At 54.0% G+C, this 19,934-nt stretch carries 13 protein-coding genes; 6 read left to right on the forward strand and 7 right to left on the reverse strand.

Annotation, left to right across the window (positions count from 1 at the left end):
- Positions 1-364 precede the first annotated feature (364 nt).
- The 4 genes from ACQ9LF_RS04990 (at position 365) to ACQ9LF_RS05005 (ending at position 5,185) form a co-directional block, all read left to right on the forward strand.
- Entirely contained in the window at positions 365-1,894 is a 1,530-nt protein-coding gene (locus tag ACQ9LF_RS04990; RefSeq protein WP_462488276.1) for a YifB family Mg chelatase-like AAA ATPase, read from the forward strand.
- A 192-nt stretch (positions 1,895-2,086) separates the two neighbouring features.
- A complete protein-coding gene (hemL, locus tag ACQ9LF_RS04995; protein WP_462488277.1) occupies positions 2,087-3,400 on the forward strand; it encodes a glutamate-1-semialdehyde 2,1-aminomutase in 1,314 nt (437 codons plus the stop codon).
- Positions 3,401-3,414: 14 nt separating this feature from the next.
- Positions 3,415-4,296 carry a hypothetical protein gene (locus ACQ9LF_RS05000; RefSeq protein ID WP_462488278.1) on the forward strand — a complete coding sequence of 294 codons (882 nt, stop codon included), beginning with the start codon at positions 3,415-3,417 and terminating at the stop codon, positions 4,294-4,296.
- A gap of 4 nt (positions 4,297-4,300) precedes the next feature.
- Positions 4,301-5,185: an NAD(P)-dependent oxidoreductase gene (locus ACQ9LF_RS05005; protein ID WP_462488279.1), complete on the forward strand. Its 885-nt coding sequence runs from the start codon at positions 4,301-4,303 to the stop codon at positions 5,183-5,185.
- A gap of 83 nt (positions 5,186-5,268) precedes the next feature.
- On the opposite strand, the gene ACQ9LF_RS05010 is transcribed toward ACQ9LF_RS05005, so the two are convergent.
- The 5 genes from ACQ9LF_RS05010 to lipB all read right to left on the reverse strand — a co-directional run bounded on the left by ACQ9LF_RS05010 (position 5,269) and on the right by lipB (position 10,271).
- Positions 5,269-5,451, reverse strand: coding sequence for a hypothetical protein (locus tag ACQ9LF_RS05010; protein ID WP_462488280.1), 183 nt, complete (start codon positions 5,449-5,451; stop codon positions 5,269-5,271).
- Between the two features lie 26 nt (positions 5,452-5,477).
- Complete coding sequence (locus ACQ9LF_RS05015) at positions 5,478-7,142, reverse strand: pilus assembly PilX family protein (RefSeq protein ID WP_462488281.1); 1,665 nt, start codon at positions 7,140-7,142, stop codon at positions 5,478-5,480.
- 95 nt (positions 7,143-7,237) lie between these two features.
- Complete coding sequence (locus tag ACQ9LF_RS05020) at positions 7,238-8,575, reverse strand: hypothetical protein (protein WP_462488282.1); 1,338 nt, start codon at positions 8,573-8,575, stop codon at positions 7,238-7,240.
- A 177-nt stretch (positions 8,576-8,752) separates the two neighbouring features.
- Entirely contained in the window at positions 8,753-9,604 is an 852-nt protein-coding gene (gene lipA / locus ACQ9LF_RS05025) for a lipoyl synthase (RefSeq protein WP_462488283.1), read from the reverse strand.
- On the reverse strand, positions 9,570-10,271 hold the full coding sequence (gene lipB, locus ACQ9LF_RS05030; protein WP_462488284.1) for a lipoyl(octanoyl) transferase LipB: 702 nt from the start codon (positions 10,269-10,271) through the stop codon (positions 9,570-9,572). The genes lipA and lipB overlap by 35 nt, the downstream gene beginning before the upstream one ends.
- Positions 10,272-11,152: 881 nt before the next feature.
- Here lipB and ettA point away from each other — a divergent pair.
- Both ettA and ACQ9LF_RS05040 read left to right on the forward strand, forming a co-directional pair.
- A complete protein-coding gene (gene ettA / locus ACQ9LF_RS05035) occupies positions 11,153-12,829 on the forward strand; it encodes an energy-dependent translational throttle protein EttA (RefSeq protein WP_462488285.1) in 1,677 nt (558 codons plus the stop codon).
- A gap of 82 nt (positions 12,830-12,911) precedes the next feature.
- On the forward strand, positions 12,912-15,374 hold the full coding sequence (locus ACQ9LF_RS05040) for a glycoside hydrolase family 127 protein (RefSeq protein WP_462488286.1): 2,463 nt from the start codon (positions 12,912-12,914) through the stop codon (positions 15,372-15,374).
- Between the two features lie 110 nt (positions 15,375-15,484).
- On the opposite strand, the gene ACQ9LF_RS05045 is transcribed toward ACQ9LF_RS05040, so the two are convergent.
- On the reverse strand, positions 15,485-18,643 hold the full coding sequence (locus ACQ9LF_RS05045; protein WP_462488287.1) for an efflux RND transporter permease subunit: 3,159 nt from the start codon (positions 18,641-18,643) through the stop codon (positions 15,485-15,487).
- Complete coding sequence (locus ACQ9LF_RS05050; RefSeq protein WP_462488288.1) at positions 18,643-19,932, reverse strand: efflux RND transporter periplasmic adaptor subunit; 1,290 nt, start codon at positions 19,930-19,932, stop codon at positions 18,643-18,645. Before ACQ9LF_RS05050 ends, ACQ9LF_RS05045 begins: the two co-directional genes overlap by 1 nt.
- Between the last annotated feature and the right edge of the window lie 2 nt (positions 19,933-19,934).

Below are 19,934 nucleotides of genomic sequence, written 5' to 3' on the forward strand. Positions count from 1 at the left end.
AAAGCGTTCTAATAGAATTCTGAAAATATAACTTAGTATTATCGTCCCGCTTTAGCTCTTTGAAACATATAGAGAGTAAATAGAAGAAAAAGAGCTATAATTCCAAACGTCATTATATACTAATCATCGGCTTGAATGCAACATTATTTTTAATATGAATAAAATATTTTTGCATTCAAAAAATAACAGATAGATTATTACTTTTTTACTTTCGCCATTTTACCACAATAATCCCGCCAAAACAACCCGGAAAACACTTGTCGTTTGGACAAAAAATCTCTACAATACAGGCTATCTGAATGGTTCTGTAGTTTGGCCAATCCGGAAAGTAAGGAGTGTGAAGGACTTTTTTAAAAGGATCTGTATGCTGTCCCGACTGTATTCAGTGACTTTGGAAGGCATTGAGGGGATTCTCTGTGAAGTCGAAGTCGATATTTCGCTAAATGGCCTCGAAAAACCGATGATTGTCGGCCTGCCCGATGCCGCCGTCAAGGAAAGCATTGAACGCGTTCGCAGTGCCATCACAAATTCGGGTTTCCGATATCCGGAAACACTTGCCCTGATTAACCTTGCACCCGCCGACGTCAAAAAAGCCGGCCCCGCCTTCGATCTGCCCATTGCTTTGGGCATCCTCGCCAGTGGAGATAAAATCACCACTGATAAAATGGGCGATTACGTGATTGCCGGCGAATTGGCCCTTGATGGCCGTGTCCGACCCATCAACGGCGTCCTCAGTATGGCTATGGCCGCCGCAAGACAAGGCTTCAAAGGCATTATTGTACCTATCGAAAACGCCCCCGAAGCCGCTGTAGTGCAGGATATCGAGGTCTTTGGCGTAGGCTCCCTTGCCCAGGCTGTCGCATTTTTGACCGATCAGCTCCCAATAGAACCTACTGTAATCGACATAGAAAGTCTGTTTCGCCAGTCGTCCGCCTACGATATCGATTTTTCAGATGTCAAAGGTCAGGAATCCGTCAAACGTGCCCTGACCATTGCCGCAGCAGGGGGGCACAACGTCATGATGATTGGTCCGCCCGGCTCCGGCAAAACCATGTTGGCCCAGCGAATGGCGACCATTATGCCGGATTTGACCCTTGCCGAATCGCTGGAAACCACCCGTGTCTATTCCGCCGTGGGGCTTCTGGAGAAGGGCAAGGCGTTAATTGCCACACGTCCGGTGCGAACCCCGCACCACACCGCCTCCGGCCCATCGCTGGTCGGTGGTGGCACCCATCCTCGCCCCGGTGAACTGAGCCTGTCGCATCACGGCATCCTCTTTCTTGATGAATTTGCTGAATTTCCCCGCAATGTCCTGGAAATGATTCGTCAACCTCTTGAAGAAGGAACAGTGATGGTCAACCGGGCCAAAGGCACCATGCGTTTCCCTGCCCGTTTCATCCTGATAGCCGCCATGAACCCCTGTCCATGCGGCTATTTCGGCTCCGACCATAAACGCTGCCGCTGCACCCCGGTCCAGATTGAACGTTATATGGCCAAAATCTCCGGCCCTTTGCTGGACCGCATCGATATTCACTGTGAAGTCGCCCCCGTTTCCTTCCACTGCCTTCGCAGCGGGCCGGACGGCACCCCCTCCGAGCAGATTCGTCGGCAGGTCTCTGCAGCCCGCGCCATCCAGTCCGCCCGCTTCGGCAAAGACGGCCTGATGACCAATGCAACTATGACCCACCGCGATATCCAGAAATGCTGCAAGCTGGATGACCCCTGCCAAATGATGCTCAAGCAGGCAATGACCGAATTTGGCCTGTCCGCCCGGGCTCATGACAAAATTTGTAAAGTTGCCCGCACGATTGCGGATTTGGAGCAAAGCGATAATATACGTCCTGAACATCTCAGTGAGGCTATCAGTTATCGTAAATTGGACCGTAAACTCTAATTCTTGCCAGCCCTTGGCTGATGTCTAATCTCTTGTAAATAATGACCTTGCAATTTACAGGACCGCATTTGCTCCCGTGTCTCGCAAGCCCGCCACGCAAGAAAGATTTGGACAAACTTTCACAAAGATACTATACTTTGTCCCGTTAATACGTGATCGCAAAAGGTATAGTATTGAGGATTCAGCCGCTCAATGGGCGAACAATCAAAACAAATAATCAGGTGTTTTACGCATTCGCAATCGGCCTATGAACGGGCTTGCCGGGTCATTCCCGGCGGGGTCAATTCTCCCGTGCGGGCATTTCGCGAAGTTCAGCTTTGTCCGGTCTTTATCCGGTCTGCCCGCGGCAGCCGAATCTGGGACATTGACGGCAATGAATATATAGATTACGTTGGTTCCTGGGGGCCGATGATTCTGGGCCATGCCCACCCGGCGGTTGTCTCTGCTGTCCAGCAGGCCGCCGCACTGGGGACTTCCTATGGGGCCCCTACCGAAGGCGAAATCGAACTGGCCCAGCGAATTTGTTCGGCTTATCCATCCATCCAGAAAGTCCGCCTCGTCAGCAGCGGAACCGAAGCGGCGATGACTGCTGTCCGACTGGCCCGGGCCTATACCGGCAGGGATATTCTCATTAAAATGATTGGCTGCTATCACGGCCACTGCGACAGTATGCTGGTCAGGGCCGGCTCCGGCGTTGCGGAATTATCCACTGCCTCCAGTGCCGGTGTCCCGGCGGATTTGGCTGCCAAGACGGTGACGATTGCATACAATGACATCCACGCCCTGACGCTGGCGTTTAAAAAGTATCAGGGCCAGATCGCAGGTGTTCTCATTGAACCCGTCGCCGCCAACATGGGCGTCGTCCTCCCACAGCCCGGCTATCTCCAGCAGATTCGGCAATTATGTACCGAGCATAACGCCGTGCTGGTTTTCGATGAAGTCATTACTGGTTTTCGTGTCGCTTTCGGCGGTGCCCAGCAGCTCTACGCCATTCAGCCCGACCTGACCTGTCTGGGTAAAATTGTCGGCGGGGGGTTGCCCTGTGCTGCCGTCGGTGGCAGACAGGATATTATGGATCTGCTGGCTCCGCTGGGGCCGGTGTATCAGGCCGGCACGCTCAGCGGCAACCCTTTGGCTGTGGCTGCCGCCAATGCCTGTCTGGACATCCTCCAGGACCCTGGTTGCTATCAAACGCTGGAGCAAACCGCAGCCGCGTTAGCCGAAGGTCTGGCTGATGCTGCTCGCAAGGCTGCCATCCCTATGACTATCAACCGGGTCGGCTCCATCATGACCTGCTTTTTTACCGACCGGCCTGTACACCATTTCGACGACGTCAAGGCCTGCAATATGCCTCGCTTTAAAGCGTTTTTTGCCGCCATGCTGGAGCAGGGGATTTACCTGGCCCCCAGTGCCTTCGAGGCGATGTTTATCTCGCTGGCCCACACAACGGAAGATATTGAAAAGACGGTTAACGCCGCCTATAATGCATTTCGAAAAATGCTCTGACAGGAGACCCTTATATGGAAGATAATAAACCGCAGAAAACCCCTGATTTGATTGATACGACCGATTGCCTCGAGGCCATCGGCGCGATTCGTTCCATGAAGAATTTTCTGTTTGTCGTGATCATGCTCTGCCTGATTGTCACTGGCATCGTATTCTGGCTGGAACGTGCCGGCCGTATTGATACCTCCGACTGTCCCTGCGCGGGCAGCGGTTGGCCGGTTGCCGGAGTCGGCAGGGCCGGCACTCTGAATGTCAATTCCCCAGCTGTTCAGGATGCGGGGTCGTCGGATGTGGCTGAGGCTGCCAGCCAAATCACAGCCCTGGCCGAGTCGGTACAGAATGTCGTGTCCGGCGATCTGTCTTCGGATACATTGACTGTCGAACCGGTCCAGCAGACTGCGACACCAGCTGCGACGCAAGACGCTATGTCACGGTCTCAGGCTTCGACGCAAGAGGACACGCTGCCGGAACTTTTCCGCATCCGTCCATCCTGTCATACCGTTATAATGGTGGTCAATGCGTGCAATTTTATTCTGGTTATTACCTCGACGATGTACTGTCTGATGCTGCTGATGAGCCTGAAGATTTCGCTGACCGGCAGACTTGGCGGCATCAATCATATCAGCCGGGCGTTCTTCATCTCGCTGTTTGCACTGGTGATTCTGTTGCCCTGGCAGGTGCTGTTGCCGGGGGTGGTTACCGGAGCGATTTATCTGCCTAGGGAATTGCTGTGTGAATGGGCGGCCAAGGCAAAATTATCCTCCTTCTGGCAGGTGATGTGCTATCTGCGATTCGTCGCACTCTGGCTGGTGGTGGTGTGGCTGTTTGTCTGGTCGCAGATTCGCGCCGGAAAATGGGCCAAAGCAACCCTGCGCCGACTGGGACTGGTGCGGTAGTCCGATGACACAGCAGCTGGCTTTTATCGGTTTGGGGATTATGGGGGCTCCGATGACCCTGAATCTGCTCAAGGCAGGTTACCGGGTTACGGTCCATACCCGCACCAAGTCAAAGGCCGCCGAGGTTTTGGCCGCCGGTGCCGTCTGGGCCGACAGTCCTGCACAGGCCGCCCAGAATGCCGATATCATTTTTACCTGTCTGCCCGATACGCCCGATGTGGAAAAAGTCCTGCTCGGTTCCGACGGTGTGATTCAGTCCGCAAAGCCCGGCGCTGTGTGTGTGGATCATTCCACCATCAGTCCCGACGCCACCGTCCGTATGGCTGAGCAGTTGGCAGTCAGACATATCACGTTGCTGGATGCCCCTGTCAGCGGCGGACAGAAAGGGGCCATAGAAGCCAAGCTCTCGATTATGATTGGCGGTCCGCAGGAGGTTGTGCAATCCATTCGCCCGGTTCTGAATGCCATGGGGACCGCGATTACCTGGTGCGGACCGGTCGGCTCCGGCCAAACCACCAAACTGGTGAATCAGATCATGGTCATCCATACGATTATGAGTATTGCCGAAGGGCTGGCCTTTGCCAAACGGGCAGGACTGAATCTCGATACGACCCTGGCCGCCACTTCCGCCGGTGCCGCCTCCAGCCGATCCCTGGTGAATCTGGGCCCGAAAATTCTGGCAGGTGATTTCGCCCCCGCCTTCAAGGTGGATTTGCAATTGAAGGATTTGCGTCTGGTGCAGGAAACCGCCCGCAAAATCGGCCAGCCTCTGCCGGGGACAGCCCTGGCCGCCGAGCTGCTGGGTATCCTGGCTGCCAAAGGCCGTGGCTCCCAGGGCACACAGGCCCTTTATGAGGTTATTCTGTCTCTGGGAGCGGACAAAACATAGTCGGCCCACAGCGCAAAAAGAAGGCCGCCCGGAAGGTGTAATCACAGACGGCCTTATTGGAAAAGGAGTTCACTCCCTGCTTGCTACTCATTCGCTTCGCTGCCCGAAGAGCTGTCGCCGCCGTCGCCGTCGGAAGGCATATCACCCTCATCGCCGTCACTCAGAGCGACCGTGCCGGTATTGTACGCAAGGCTGTGGGCATACACGCTGCCTTGAACCATCACAAGGCAAACCAGTAAAAGCAGTGCAATCATCATCCGTTTCATAGATATTTCCTTTCGATTAAAGTCGGTTAAATGCATTCCTGATAAGAGTCGGTTGCAGGTTTAAATATCACAGGGCTGGTGATCCCGCTGGGCAGCAGGTTCTCCGTCGCGGGGGTAATTTCGATGGTTCCAATATCCCCCGCTTCGGTGGTTTCCGAACCGCCGTCATTCAGCGTGGCACCGATGTTGGTAACATAGCCCGAGGTGTAACTGGTCGTATCGGCCATCGAGATAATGGTGCCGTAAATCTGGGCGTTGCCGCGCACGTCCACAATCCCGCCGACAATGGCCCCTGTCAGGATGTTATTGTCGCCGGTGTTGGGGTTGGTATTGCCCAGGTTGACGTTGAAGTGGGGAGCCAGAATCGTCGCCTCGGGAATCGAAGAATTATTCTGGAATGTCGCCGTTCCCGTGAAATACAGACAATTGGCCTGCCAGTTCAGACTGCTGGGGGTGTTGGTAATGATGACCCCGTTAAACGTGCAGTTTTCAAACCGCACATTGTTGTAATAGGTGCTGGTGCTGGTCGAACAGTCGATATACAGCACTTCCTCAAAGGTACAGTTTTTGAATAAGGCGTTGTTGTTGCTGTTTAATACGACATTTCGGAAAGTCTTGTTTTCATATTTATAGCGATCCAGCGTGCGACTGCTGCTGCTGGCAGGCTGGCTGTAGTTGCCCGCGGCATGAGGAAAATACTCGCGGACTTTGGTGATGCCGGTGGTCGAAATTCTGCCGTTTTCCACCCGCGAGCCGGTTGCAGGGACTGTGACATTGGGAATCGCGTTTTTATACATCGATGTATTGTAATCACTGATGCTCAGGCCGGGAATATTACTCTGGTCGGGAACCCCGTAGTTAATGCCTTCGTGGTATCCCTGGATTTCGTCAGCAGAGGTATAGATTCGGTTGCCATCCGCATCAAACATGGGATTGCCGTCACTGTCCAGGGTTTCCAGCTGATACGACTGAGCCCGAATGGTCTCTTTGGATAACACCGTGTTAATGGTCCCTTCGACCCTTGAATCGGAAGTCATATTAAAAGGCGAGATCGCAGCCCGGTTCCATGAGCTGTAAATGCTGCCGTGAATGGTCGTGTCGCCGGTAATCCACATCCGTCCGCGTCCGGCCAGCGCATAGTTCATCACGGTCGCATCTTTGACGATGTTCAGATTGAGTTTCAGTGTCCGGCTGATGCCCTCATCAGTTCCGGTGACCTGAACGACCACTTGTTTGGGATTGCTGTTATATCGGCAAAAGGTAATTTGAAAAGCACCGCCGCTCTGACAGGGAATAAAAGCAGGCGTAAAAATACGCATCCCGGTACCGCCGGCATCGGTGAATGCCATGGCATTGGGTACCGTCACATTGCCCAGCTTGACCGTCTGCAACTGCGAACACAGCTTGGACCACATCGTGTCGGCTTCGGTTGCTGTGACATAATTATACCCGGTCTTCAAGGGATTGGTGGTCGAAGCTTTGCGTGCGACATAGAGCGCACAGTCCAGACCCGACAAGGCTGCATTCAGGGCGTTATTGCCGGCCTTGTGATTGGCCGCCATCTGCGTGTTGGCACTGGACAGGCTTAAAAAGCCAATCGACAGCGACGCAAAGATGGCCAGAAAGATCATCGCTGCAATCAAGGCGATGCCGCGGTGGTGCTGATAACCAGGTTGTCTGACACGTTTCATTGGTTTCCCCCCGAAACGAATAGTATTTCAACATCTCTAAAGAAAATATGGCAAATGTTGCGGTTGAAAACAAGGGGGAGTGTAAGTCCGGTAAGTTAAATTTCGCAATATGAGGAGGGATCAAGGGTAATCGTCCTGACAGGGACAAAACCTGCAGGATTCTGGGACGTGCCGGAACGGTTGAACAACAGCTCACTTTGTCCCTGCAGGGTGACAGGCACAGAGGAGTAATTGATAATCGAACCATTGATGGTACCGCCGGCATCCCCTGTAAAGCGAATGCCGCCCACGGCCATCACGCCATTGATCACGTTGGCCTGTCCGGTAAAGTCCGCATAAAATCCGGGTGCCATCAAAAACGTACCGGTTTCTCTCCGTATGGCATCAAATTGCGACCCTTCCAGGGTGGACACATCCACACAGACAACTTGGCCGGTAAATTGAAGGCTATTGGCAGTATTGATGACGCCGGCCTGCGATTCCGCCGCGATAATACCCTGCACCGTGGTCTTGGCAGAGAATTTGACGGTATTGGGTTGTTCAACATACAATACCCCTTTAATCACCATATCACTGGCAAACGTGGGATTGGTTCCCGCCGCAATCACTGCGTTTTCCAGAACGGTATAATTATTTACGTTGGTTTTATCGATGGTGGGACCGGTGGCAAATTGTCGAAAATACGTGGGGTTGGCAGTGGGAAAATCCACGGGATCGACCACCACATACACGTGGTCTTCCGCCGCTTTGCCGGTTTCACCGCCAATGCTGGATTTGTTGCCGATGGTATAAGACGCATAAGGATTGACAATATGCACATTGCCCTGCACAAGAGCCTGGTTGCTGATGGTAAAGGAATCGCCGGTCGTATTGGCATCGATGAACACATCGGATTCCACCGCAATGTTGACGCCGCTGACCGAGGTTTGTCCGCTCATCAGCAGGGGACCTTTGGTGGCGATACCGAAATCAAATACGCTGTGACCGCGGGCAATCAGTTGATAGTTCACCGCGATGCGCCGGCTGATATCGCCGTTGATACCGGTAATGGTGGTATGAAACAGGTTCGAATCGGTATCATCGCCGGTCAGGGTGAAATAGAAGGATTTGCTGCCGTTTGCTGTCAGGGGAACATTGGTTACAGTAATCTTGTTTGCCGAGAGATTGTAGCTGGCCTGAATGCAGCTCATCCCATAACTGCTGATGCGATTCTGAAGCTGCTGATAGACTTCATACACCGTGCCGGCAGGATGCATGCCGTAAATCTGAATCCCCTCCATCAGATAACGCACGACCTCGTAGCCCGACAGGGCGCTGGTCAGGGCACCGTTGCCATGCTTGTGATTGCAGGCAATCTGGGTGTTGGCGCTGGACAGGCTCAGAAAGCCGACCGATAAGGCAGAAAAAACCGCCAGGAATAATAACGCGGCCAATAACGCAAGACCGTGACGAGAATACTTTTTTTGCGTAGTCCTAAATAATCCCCTGACATCAGTAACAATACGGATTATTGATGAGTAAAATATGTATTATGAAAATCAATCTGCAAAACGTCCGATAAAGGCCAATCTGGCAGATGCGAAATGGCACAAGATGAAAAAAGTCGTGTATTATTCCTGTTCTGCGTGGTAGGAACTGCGGGTAAAGGGGGAGCTTTGGACCCAGGAAAAGCCCAGGTCTTTGGCGGTTTGTGCCCAGTAGTCGAATTTATCCGGATGAATATACTCAACAACATCCAGTGCGTGTTTGTCGGGCTTGAGATACTGCCCAATGGCAACCCGACTGCAGCCGACAGATCGCAAGTCTTTAAGGACATCCAGAATTTGTCCGTCGGTCTCGCCCAGGCCCAACATAATAGACGATTTGGTCTGGGTGTCGGCCCAGCGGGTGTGGGCCTTTTCCAGCAGGTTCAGCGACCGTCGGTAATCGCCGCCAGGCCGGGCAATCGGGTACAGCGCGGGAACGGTTTCGATATTGTGACCGAAGATAAATGGACGGGCCGGGTCGAGGATGTCCAGTGCCTGGTCCTGGCAATCGCGGAAATCCGGCACGAGCAATTCGAACTTCAATTCCGGGCTGGCATTGCGGCAGGCCTGAATGACATCGCGAAAATGCCCCGCACCGCCATCGGGCAGGTCGTCGCGATCCACACTGGTAATCACCAGGAATCGCAGTTTCATCTCGACTGCCATTGCCGCCACACGGGCCGGTTCCGTAGGGTCGGCGGGTTTGGGTTTGCCGTGACCCACGGAGCAGAATTTGCAGTTGCGTGTGCAGACATCGCCCAGAATTAAGACGGTGGCCGTGCCGCGACTCCAGCAATCCCCGCGGTTGGGGCAGTTGGCGTGGGTGCAGATGGTCTCCAGCCTCAGTGTGTTGAGTGTCTGATGTGTATGCTGAAAGGTCTGGCCGGAGCCGATGCGGCGTTTAAGCCATTCGGGTAGTCTGCGTTTGGGTTCCATGTCGTTCGTGTTCCTTTGAAAATAGTCTGCGGCAAAGCTGTGCAGCCGCCTGGTGAATCGTGTTCATATTGTACTGTTTGCCGGTCAGTCGGGCGGCTGAAGTCATAGTAACTCCGTCCAGCCCGCAGGGGACAATCCAATCAAAAATCGACAGGTCATTCTGGATATTTATGGCGATGCCGTGCATGGTGACCCATTTTTTGATCTGGACGCCGACGGAAGCGATTTTCTCGTCGCCAACCCACAGGCCCGGCAGACCTTTTTTGCGGTTGGCGGTAATGTCCAACTGGGCCAGCAACTCCAGTCCGACCTGCTCAATTCGGCGGACGAATTCGGTGACGTCAATGTTAAGGCTCTTGAGTTTGACGATGGGGTAAATGACAAGCTGGCCGGGGTTGTGGGCGGTGGTACCGCCGCCGCGACCGATGGACACAATCTCGATGCCTTTTGCCCGCAATGCTGCATCGTCGGCTCGGAGCTTGTTCTCGCTTTTCCGAGCCCCCAGTGTGATGACCGGGTGATGTTCGACCACAAGGATCGTATTTGGGACCGAGTCTTCCTGCCGGGCTGCCAGCAGCTCCTGCTGGACGGACAGGATCTGGCCATACTCGGCCAGGCCGCAGTCCCGAATTACCAATTGACCTGATTGTTGTGCTGTTTTTGCCATAATAGAACAATGATTGTACGGCTTTATGCAGGGGAAAGCAACAGCTCATCTCTGGCCTGAAATTGGGTTCGTTTGGCCGGACAGCGTCCGGGTTTATGCCGCGAACTACCACGGGGTAATGCTTGCCGACATAGCCGCGACGCACCAAATTGGGTTCGTTTGGCCGGACAACGTCCGGGTTTATGCCGCGAGCTACCACGGGGTAACGCTTTCCGACATAGCCGCGACGTACTAAATTGGGTTCGTTTATCATTTCTGCTCCTTCTTAAGACAGTTCATAGTTGGTAATGTGTAGAAAAACTATAAACTCGGTCTGGAAATGATGCTTATTGGCTTGCTCAACCTGACCTCATTATATATGTCAGATGGAGAATAATAATTGCTAACAAAAAAGAAAGTTTTTAAAAAATATATTTATATATAAGTAGATAGGAATACAAGAAAGTGTCCCTGTGTTGAAACAAGCAGAATGTCTGTGCGGCTTTCAATGAGAGTTACTTGACAGGTTAAGTCTGTTATTGATCTTGCGATATTTGCCTGAAACAATTTAGGATTGATTAAGGGGGATTTCATATCAGAAATACAAGTTATTTATTCATAATAGAATTAAGCTATGACAAGAGGAGTACATTTAGTTATTTTTATAGACATACAAGGCTTATTTTGTCTTTTTATGTCTCTTGTCTGTTCATAGTGAGTATCATATTGTGTTTGGTCCCGGAATGTGGTAATAGAAGTACTTCTTTTTGACCCAACGATTCGAATTCACAGAATTTGGATGAAATTGTCGGTCCAAGATTCAGCTTAGTCCGTATTCGATATATTCTGCGGCCCTGTCGGCGGCAAAATAATAGGTGTTAATGATAAAGGAATTGTATCCAATGCCTCCACAATTTGTATTTGAAATGCTGGATGTGTCCAAGCGTTATGGCGAAAAGAACGTGTTAAGCAATATTTCTCTTTCGTTCTATTATGGTGCCAAAATCGGTGTCATCGGCGAGAACGGATCCGGTAAAAGCACGCTGCTTCGCATCATGGCCGGAATCGACAAGGACTTCCACGGCGAAGCCCGGCTGGCTCCCCGAATGAAAGTCCGCTACGTTGCTCAGGAGCCCCAGATTGACTTGAATAAAACCATCCGCGAGAACCTGATGACGGCTATCCAGCCCACCCTCGATATGGTGGACCGCTTCAACCAAATCTCGGAGCAACTGGCCGAACCTCAGTCCGATGAGATGATGAACAAGCTGCTGGAAGAACTGGGTGTTCTTCAGGATAAAATTGATGCCTGCGAGGGCTGGGAAACCGAGCGTTTGATGGATATTGTCTCTGATGCGATGGTGCTGCCCCCGGATAATACCCCTGTCAGTCAGCTGTCCGGGGGGGAACGCCGCCGTGTGGCCCTGTCCATGGCCCTGCTGGAAAAACCGGACCTGCTGCTGCTGGATGAACCGACCAATCATCTGGACGCCGAAACCGTCCAGTGGCTGGAAGTTGCCCTTCGTGACTATCCGGGAACCGTCATTATTGCCACTCACGACCGCTATTTTTTAGATAACATTACCAAGTGGATTCTGGAGCTGGACAAAGGCCGCGGGATTCCGTTTGAAGGCAATTATTCGTCCTGGCTTAAACAGAAGCTGGAGATACTCCGCCAAACGGAGAAAAAAGAGTCTCCGCGACAGAAGACCCTGGCCCGCGAACTTGAATGGATTACGGCTTCGGCGCGTGACCGCAACCAGAAGAACCAGGCCCGTATCAACGCCTATGGAGAACTGACTACTATTTCTGCTGAAGACCGTAACAGCGATGTGCTGATTCAAATTCCCACCGGCCCGCGTCTGGGCGACAAGGTGCTGTCGTTCAAGGATGTGTGCAAGAGCTACGGTGACAATCTGCTGCTGGACCGCTGCACGTTTGAGCTGCCTCCCAATGCTGTCGTGGGTGTAATCGGCCCCAACGGTATTGGCAAGACCACGTTGTTCAAATTGATTACCCAGCAGGAGCAGCCTGATGCCGGCTCCATCGAGATTGGCAGCACGGTTGCCATTGGTTATGTGGATCAGCATCGCAATACGCTGGACGGCAATAAAACCATCTTCGAGGAAATCACCGACGGCAAAGACAAGATTGATGTTGGGGGGCTATCCATTTCTTCACGGGCCTATGTCGCCAAGTTCAATTTCCGAGGCTCCCAGCAGCAGAAAAAAGTCTGTGAATGTTCCGGCGGGGAGCGCAACCGCATTCATCTGGCCAAAATGCTCCGCACCGGCGGCAACCTTCTGCTGCTGGATGAACCCACCAACGACCTCGACGTGGACACCATGCGGGTTCTGGAGCTGGCCATCATCGATTTCCAGGGCTGTGCGATGGTCATCAGCCACGACCGGTTTTTCCTCGACCGAATCTGCACTCACCTGCTGATCTTCGAAGGCAACGGCAAAACCCAGTGGTTCCAGGGCAACTTTGCCACCTACGAGGAAAAGATTCAGTCCGAGAACCCCGAACGTCTGGCTCACCGCCGCAGCAAGTATAAACAGCTCAAGCTTAAACGGTGACCGATAGCATCCGACATCGCCAAAACGGAATCATTGGAAGTTCGATTTGTCTTTCTTGTGACACTATGCGAAAGGATACAGAATGACTCAGAATCGCAGACATTGTTGGGCTGAGGTTATGATGCTGGGATTGTGCGGGGTTGTCTGGTGTGCGGCGGCGACGGCCTCGGACACGGTCAAAATGGTTCCATTTGAACGGGTCAAAATGGACGATGTGATCTGGGCGCCGCGGATCAAGATGCTGGTCCAGGATACGCTGCCTCATGCCTTTACCCAGACGGAGGTGGCCCAGCGGCGGCTGCGGATGTGTGCTGAGTATCTGGAAAACAAAGGCGGTCCCAAACCCGAAGCCCATCGGTTTAATACGTCGGACCTCTATAAGGTGATGGAAGGGGCGGCACTGATGATTGCTGCCGAGCCGAATCCCGAGATTGAGGCCACGATGGACCGCATTATCGATATTATAGCGCGAGCCCAGCAGGCGGATGGCTACCTGTATGTGTCGCATATCTGCGGCAATCCGATTGTGGAGGAGATGGGGCCTCGTCCTTACAGTTATGTGCTGCACAGTCATGAGCTTTATAATGTGGGTCATCTGTATGAAGCGGCCGTGGCGTATGCGCAGGCGACCGGCAAGACCAAACTGCTGGAGGTTGCGGAAAAGAGCGCCCGGCATATCCATCGGGTGTTTTTTGAGGGCGATCCGAATTATAATGATGGCAAACCCGTGAACCAGGCCCCGGGGCATGAGGAAATCGAACTGGGGCTGATGAAGCTGTATCATTATACGGGCAAGCGGCTGTATCTGGATATGGCCAAGCGTTTTCTGGAAATCCGGGGGGTGACGTATATTCCGGACGGGACGGGGGTGAATTCGCCGACGTATGCCCAGCAGCACGCGCCGGTGGCCAAGCAGACCGAAGCGGTGGGGCATGCGGTACGTGCGACGTATTTATATGCGGCGATGGCCGAGGCGGACAGTCTTCTGGGTTTGTCGGATTACAGCTTTGCCCTGGATTCCATCTGGCACAATATAGTGGATACGAAGATGCATATCACCGGCGGTCTGGGGGCAGTGCATGGGATTGAGGGATTCGGGCCGTCGTATGAGCTGCCCAACAAGGATACCTATCTGGAAACCTGTGCGGCGGTGGGGAATGTGTTTTTCAATATGCGGATGTTTTTGAAGTATCGCGATGGCAAATACGCGGATGTGGCGGAGGTAGCGCTGCTGAATAACTGCCTGTCGGGGATCGGGCTGGACGGCAAGAGCTTTTTCTATCCGAACCCGCTGGAGGCTGACGATGGGCATCAGCCTCGCTCGGGGTGGTTTGGGACGGCCTGCTGTCCGTCCAATATCGCAAGGCTGATTCCGCAGGTCCCCGGCTATCTGTATGCCACCGACGGCACACAGGTTTATATGGTGCTTTACGGCAGCAGCCGGACGGCGGTTGAATTGAACGGGATGAAGGTCGCATTAAGGCAGACGACGGATTATCCGTATTCGGGAGCAATTGAGCTGCAGATTGATCCGCAAGAGGCGGTTCGGTTTCCATTGAATCTCCGGATTCCGACGTGGGCGGGCAGTCAATTTGTGCCCGGGCGGCTGTATGCCTACAGCGATCCCTCTTCGGGATGGACGGTTGAGGTCAATGGCCAGCGGATTGAGGCTGCGGTCGAAAAAGGCTTTGCACGGATCGAGCGGCTCTGGAAGGCAGGGGATCGCATTCATCTGAAGCTGCCGATGCCGCTGAAGGCCAATACCTGCATCGAGCAGGTTGCGGCCAATCGCGGGCGGGTGTCTTTCTCGCGGGGGCCGCTGGTGTATTGTGCCGAAGGCATCGATAACGGCGGGGCGGTGCAGCGGTTTTTTGTGGATGCGGGGAAGGCTGTGGGGCAGGCCACGATCCGCCGCATCGAAACCGGCAAGCTGGCGGGGCTGATTGAGGTTACGATTCCCGCCAATGAATTGACCGCTGATGGCGTGCGGGAGTCGCAGTTGAAGCTGATTCCTTATTATGCCTGGAGCAATCGGGATCGCAGTTCGATGATTACCTGGATTGGTACGGGGCGAGAGCTGGCCAAGCTGGATATGCGTGATCCGCGGAATATGAAGTTTTCGGCAGTGCGGGCATCGCATACCTTTGACCAGGATACGGTGGATGCGGTGCGTATGCGGCATACGCCGCAATCGTCATCCGATACCTCGATTCCCCGCTGGACGAGCTGGCCGCAGAAAGGCAGGCCGCAGTGGGTCGAGATTGATTTGGGGCAGGTGCACCGAATCGTCAGCGTGAGTGTGTACTGGTATAACGATAACGGCGGGGTTCAGCTGCCGGAGTCGTGGTGCCTGCAGACCCTGGCGGACGGTTCGTGGAAGAATGTGAAAATCTACAATACCGACCAGTACAGCACGCTGGCGGACAATTATAATACTGTGCATCCGGCGGACCCGCTGCGAACGGATAAGGTTCGCATTGTGATGAAACCCCGGCACGACCAGACCTGCGTTGGGATTCTGGCCGTGGATATAGAACAGGAATAAACGGTGTCTGGGATACCAGATTCCGGTGCGACTCTTGGTATCTGACCAGACAGTGCCTCTCCAGCGGTATTGTGAGCCGTGCGAACCGGCGGTACGATGCGAAAACCGGCCTACGGATTTTCGCAGTTCAGGGCATTCTCTGTGCCGGGTCTTTCATCCTTGAAGACCGCGATCCACTTGGTGAGGGCCTTTCCGGCATCATCGAGCAGGGTGTACAGGCACGGGACAATGGCCAGGGTGATGGCGGTTGAGAACAAAATGCCAAAGCCCAGGGAAATCGCCATCGGAATCATAAAACGAGCCTGTCGTGAGGTCTCGAAGATCATGGGGGCCAGTCCGCCAAAGGTGGTCAGCGTGGTCAGCATAATCGGCCGGAACCTCCGGATGCCGGCCTGGCGAATCGCCTCGAACGCGGATACTGCGGTCTGCTTTCGAATCTGATTGGCATAATCGATCAGGACCAGCGAATCGTTGACTACCACGCCGGAGAGGGCAACGATGCCCATCATGCTCATCATGCTTAACGAGTAGCCCATCATCATATGTCCGAGGATGGCCCCGACGATGCCGAAAGGAACCGCAATCATCACAATCAGCGGCTGAAAGTAGCTTCTAAAGGGAATGGCCAGCATGGCAAAAATGCCCAGCATGGCAAACAGGAATCCCATGTACAGGTTCTGCATGCCTTCGGCCATGTCCTGCTGCTGGCCTTCCCAGGCATAGGACAAGCCCGGGAAATCGCGGACCAGCTGCGGGAGGATGCTTTCTTCCAGAGTAGCCTTGACGCGGCTGGTATCGTCAATCGGCTCGACGTTGGCGGTAACGGTAACGGCCCGGCGGGCATTTCTGCGATTGATGTTGGTATAGGATCTGCCGCGTTCCACCTCCGCAACCTGCATCAGGGGCACATCGGTTCCCTGGGGTGTTCGAATCAGGAGCTGTTCGATATCATATTCGCTGTTTCGCTGCTCCTGGGGCAGTTTGACCCGGACCCGAATTTCGTTGCGTCCGCGCTGCTGACGGATGGCTTCGGCGCCATAAAAGGCATTTCGCACCTGGCGGGCGATTTCCTGGGCAGTCAGTCCCAGACTCTGTCCTTCGGGCTTGATTTTGAAGTTTAACTGTTCCTTGCCGGGCGTATAGCCGTCATCAATATCCTTGACATTCGGGAAATTGCTCAGCAGGGCGGCCAGTTTTTCACTGGCTCTGTCGAGGACAGCGATATCCCGATGGCTCAGCTCGATGGTGAGGGAGGCCCCGGAACCCGGTCCGCCGCGGTCCGATTCGAACCGGAGTGATTCAAGGCCGGGGATCTGGCCGACCTTCTGACGCCACAGTTCCGTGGTTCGGACGGTGCTGATGGGACGGATTTCCGGATCCGTCAGATAAATGCGGGCCTCGACCACATTTTCGTTGATACGGGTAAAAATGCCCTTGCTTAATTTGTCGTTTCCATTTTCTGCGACGACCTCTTGTGCCTTGGTCTCCAGCAGAGTGCTGATTTCAATGGCCCTGGATAAAGGACTTCCAAACGGCAGAGTCGCGGTGACAACAGCGGCATCCGCTTCCACCCGCGGCATGAGAATCATTCCCACCCGTCCACTAAAGACATAACTGCAGACGACGATAAAGACGGCGACCCCCAGGGCCAGGGTAATTTGCCTGTATTGGATGCACTTGTCGAGGAATGGAGCAAATACGCGTTCAACAAACTTTTCGAATTTCCGGCTGAAGGCCTGCTGCTGGTTATGGAGGAAGGTTGCCAGACGGCCTTTGCTGGTGCGATGGGCGTGGGCCAGGTGGGAGGGAAGAATCACAATGGACTCGATCCACGAAATACTGAAGACCGTGATGACCACCATCGGGATGACTTTCCAAATCTTTCCCATCATCCCGGGCATGAAACACAAGGGTACAAAGGCGATGATATTGGTGATGATGCTGAAGGCGACCGGAACCATGACATCCCGGGTTCCCTGAATGGCGGCATTGATGAAACTCAGGCCGCGATTGCGGTAATCATACACATTTTCGCCGACGACGATGGCATCGTCCACGACAATACCCAGCGCGATGATGAAGGCAAACATGGAGATCATATTAATGGTTACATCCATGGAGGGCAAAAACAGAAATGCCCCCAGAAAGGATGTGGGAATACCCATCATGACCCAGAGAGCCAGCTTGAATTCGAGGAACAGTCCCAGCAGCAGCAAAACCAGAACCAGACCATAAGCGGCATTTTTAAGCAGCAGAGTCAGCCGCTGACGATAGACTTCGGAATCGTCGCTGCTGATGCTCCAGTGCACGCCCGGCGGCAATTGGCTCTCGATGGTTTTCATGGCGTTTCGTGTTGCTGTGGAGACGCTGATGGGGGTCTGCTTGCCGACGCGAAAGACTTCAATGCCGATGGCTCGGAAGCCGTTGAAATATGCAAAGCGATCGGAGTCCACAAAGTCGTCTTTGACCTGTGCGATATCTTCCAGGTGCAGTACCGACCCGTCTGCGGTGGTGATAATGGGGATTTGGGCGAATTGGTTGGCCCAGTCGCGGCGTTCCTTGACCCGCAGGAGGATGTCTCCGCCGGGGGTTTCGATGTAGCCGCCGGGCAATTCAATGGCCGCAGCCCTGATTTTGCTGGCAATGGTCTGCAGCGTCAGGCCATAGGTTCGCAGGGTTTCCTGGTCAATCAGAATCTGGACTTCATAATCCCGGGCCCCGTCCAATTCCACCTGGGTGATGCCGGGGGATTGCAGCAGGCTGTCGCGGACCTGCTCGGCGACATCCCGCAAAACCCATTCGGAGACATCGCCGTAGAGCTCAAGCTGAATGACTTCACGACGGCGGATGACCATGCTGACTTCGGGCCTTTCGGCGTCTTCGGGGAAGGTGGTAATCCGGTCAATTTCCTGTTTGATGTCCTGATAGACTTTCTGCTGATCGGCACCTTCGAGCAATTCGGCAGTGACCAGTCCGAATCCCTCGGATGCGGTGGCGGTGATTTCCTTGATCCCATCGAGGCCGCGAATGGCCTCTTCCACTGAAAGAATAATGCCCTGTTCGACTTCCTCGGGACTTGAGCCGGGATAAGGCACTCTGACGGTGACCATATCCAGCTCAAATTCAGGGAAGACTTCTTTCTTGATGGTCAGGGCAAGGATGGCTCCCCCGATCAAAAAGATCAGCATCAGCAGGTTTGGAGTCACCCGGTTGTGCGTCATCCATGCAATGACTCCCCGGGTCTCATCGGTCTGAATCTTGTTGTCCATTACTGGTTCTCTCCGCGGACTTTATCCTGGCCTGACTGGGACTCCGCTGCCGGGGCGACGGGTGCGTCGTTCAATCGCAGCCGCATGCCGTTGACGGGTGCGGAGATGTCGGTGGTTACGATGCGTTCGCCGTGGCGGATGCCCTCCGAGATGTACACGGTGTCCTTGTCCCGGAAGACAATCCTGACGGGACGGATTTCCATGATATCCTGATCGTTCATAATCCAAACATAGCTGCCGTCACGCAGATAATTTCGCCGGAGGGGGATCACCGATGAAAGGGTTTGTCCTTCGATTTCAAGGCGGACATAAGAGCCGATCAATAAGGGAGGGGCTTGGGTGGAATAGGGTTCCAGGCACATCGGGTCTCTGACGGAGACCAGAAGCCGGGCCATACGCCCCTGCGACTCCAGTTGACCCAGCAGACGAATCACGGTGCCTTCCCGAAACACCGTATCCCCCCAGGCGGTATTATAGACCTTGACGGAAGCTCCCGGTTCAGACGGGCTGCGGGGAATACGAATCCATTGGAGTTGATCGACCGGAACCAGGGCTTCGATCCAGTACTCATCGGTCCCGACCAGGGTCAGCAGCGGCGTGGAAGCCGATACCCTGGCCCCGATGTCCTCAAGTTTGTCCTGAATGATGGCGTTGAACGGGGCGGTGATCAGGCAGCGCTGGACGTCCAGTTGTGCCTTGGCCAAGGCTGCGGTTGCAGCTTCCAGGGCGGCCCTGGCTTTGTCCAGATGGGGAACCCGCAGCACCAGTTCGCGATCCTGATCCTGAAGTGTTTCGGCCAGGAGTGTGTACTCATGCTGTGCGATGGCCTGGCTGCCGTATTCGAGTTTCAGATTCAATTGGGCCTGAGCCAGTTCGCTCTGACGCTGTTGGACCACGGTTTCATAATCCCGGGAATCGATTCGAAACAGTTCCTGGCCTTCATGGATGAGGCCGCCGGGGACAACATCCCGACTGATCGAGATAATCTTTCCAGTCACTTCCGGCGTGAGGGTAATGGATTTGGCGGGGATGACGGTTCCCATCGCCGAAAGGACGGTGGTGTGGTCGGCCTGTTGAGCGATTTCCACCGTGACCAGGCGGGCCTGCGGTGACGGTTTTTGCTGGGCTGCTCTGGGGCGGGTGTCGATCTGGTGCTTGGCAAATCCGATGGTCAGAACCAGAATGACCGCCGGCAGCAGGAATTTGACAATCCAGGCCTTGTTCCAGTTGCGTTTTGGGGATGACGTTTCGGGGGCAGTTTGAGATATCCTGTGATCGGGCTTTTCCATAG

Source organism: Anaeroglomus insulsum (assembly GCF_050689095.1).
GTDB classification, from domain to species: Bacteria; Planctomycetota; Phycisphaerae; order Sedimentisphaerales; family Anaerohalosphaeraceae; genus Anaeroglomus; species Anaeroglomus insulsum.

Excerpts from the sequence above, each read along its gene's own strand:
- ACQ9LF_RS05010 (WP_462488280.1), bottom strand. The coding sequence starts at position 5,451 with ATGAAACGGATGATGATTGCACTGCTTTTACTGGTTTGCCTTGTGATG.
- lipB (WP_462488284.1), bottom strand. The coding sequence starts at position 10,271 with ATGGCAAAAACAGCACAACAATCAGGTCAATTGGTAATTCGGGACTGC.
- hemL (WP_462488277.1), top strand. The coding sequence starts at position 2,087 with ATGGGCGAACAATCAAAACAAATAATCAGGTGTTTTACGCATTCGCAA.
- ettA (WP_462488285.1), top strand. The coding sequence starts at position 11,153 with ATGCCTCCACAATTTGTATTTGAAATGCTGGATGTGTCCAAGCGTTAT.
- ACQ9LF_RS05015 (WP_462488281.1), bottom strand. The coding sequence starts at position 7,142 with ATGAAACGTGTCAGACAACCTGGTTATCAGCACCACCGCGGCATCGCC.
- ACQ9LF_RS05000 (WP_462488278.1), top strand. The coding sequence starts at position 3,415 with ATGGAAGATAATAAACCGCAGAAAACCCCTGATTTGATTGATACGACC.
- ACQ9LF_RS05045 (WP_462488287.1), bottom strand. The coding sequence starts at position 18,643 with ATGGACAACAAGATTCAGACCGATGAGACCCGGGGAGTCATTGCATGG.
- ACQ9LF_RS05040 (WP_462488286.1), top strand. The coding sequence starts at position 12,912 with ATGACTCAGAATCGCAGACATTGTTGGGCTGAGGTTATGATGCTGGGA.
- lipA (WP_462488283.1), bottom strand. The coding sequence starts at position 9,604 with ATGGAACCCAAACGCAGACTACCCGAATGGCTTAAACGCCGCATCGGC.
- ACQ9LF_RS05005 (WP_462488279.1), top strand. The coding sequence starts at position 4,301 with ATGACACAGCAGCTGGCTTTTATCGGTTTGGGGATTATGGGGGCTCCG.
- ACQ9LF_RS04990 (WP_462488276.1), top strand. The coding sequence starts at position 365 with ATGCTGTCCCGACTGTATTCAGTGACTTTGGAAGGCATTGAGGGGATT.
- ACQ9LF_RS05050 (WP_462488288.1), bottom strand. The coding sequence starts at position 19,932 with ATGGAAAAGCCCGATCACAGGATATCTCAAACTGCCCCCGAAACGTCA.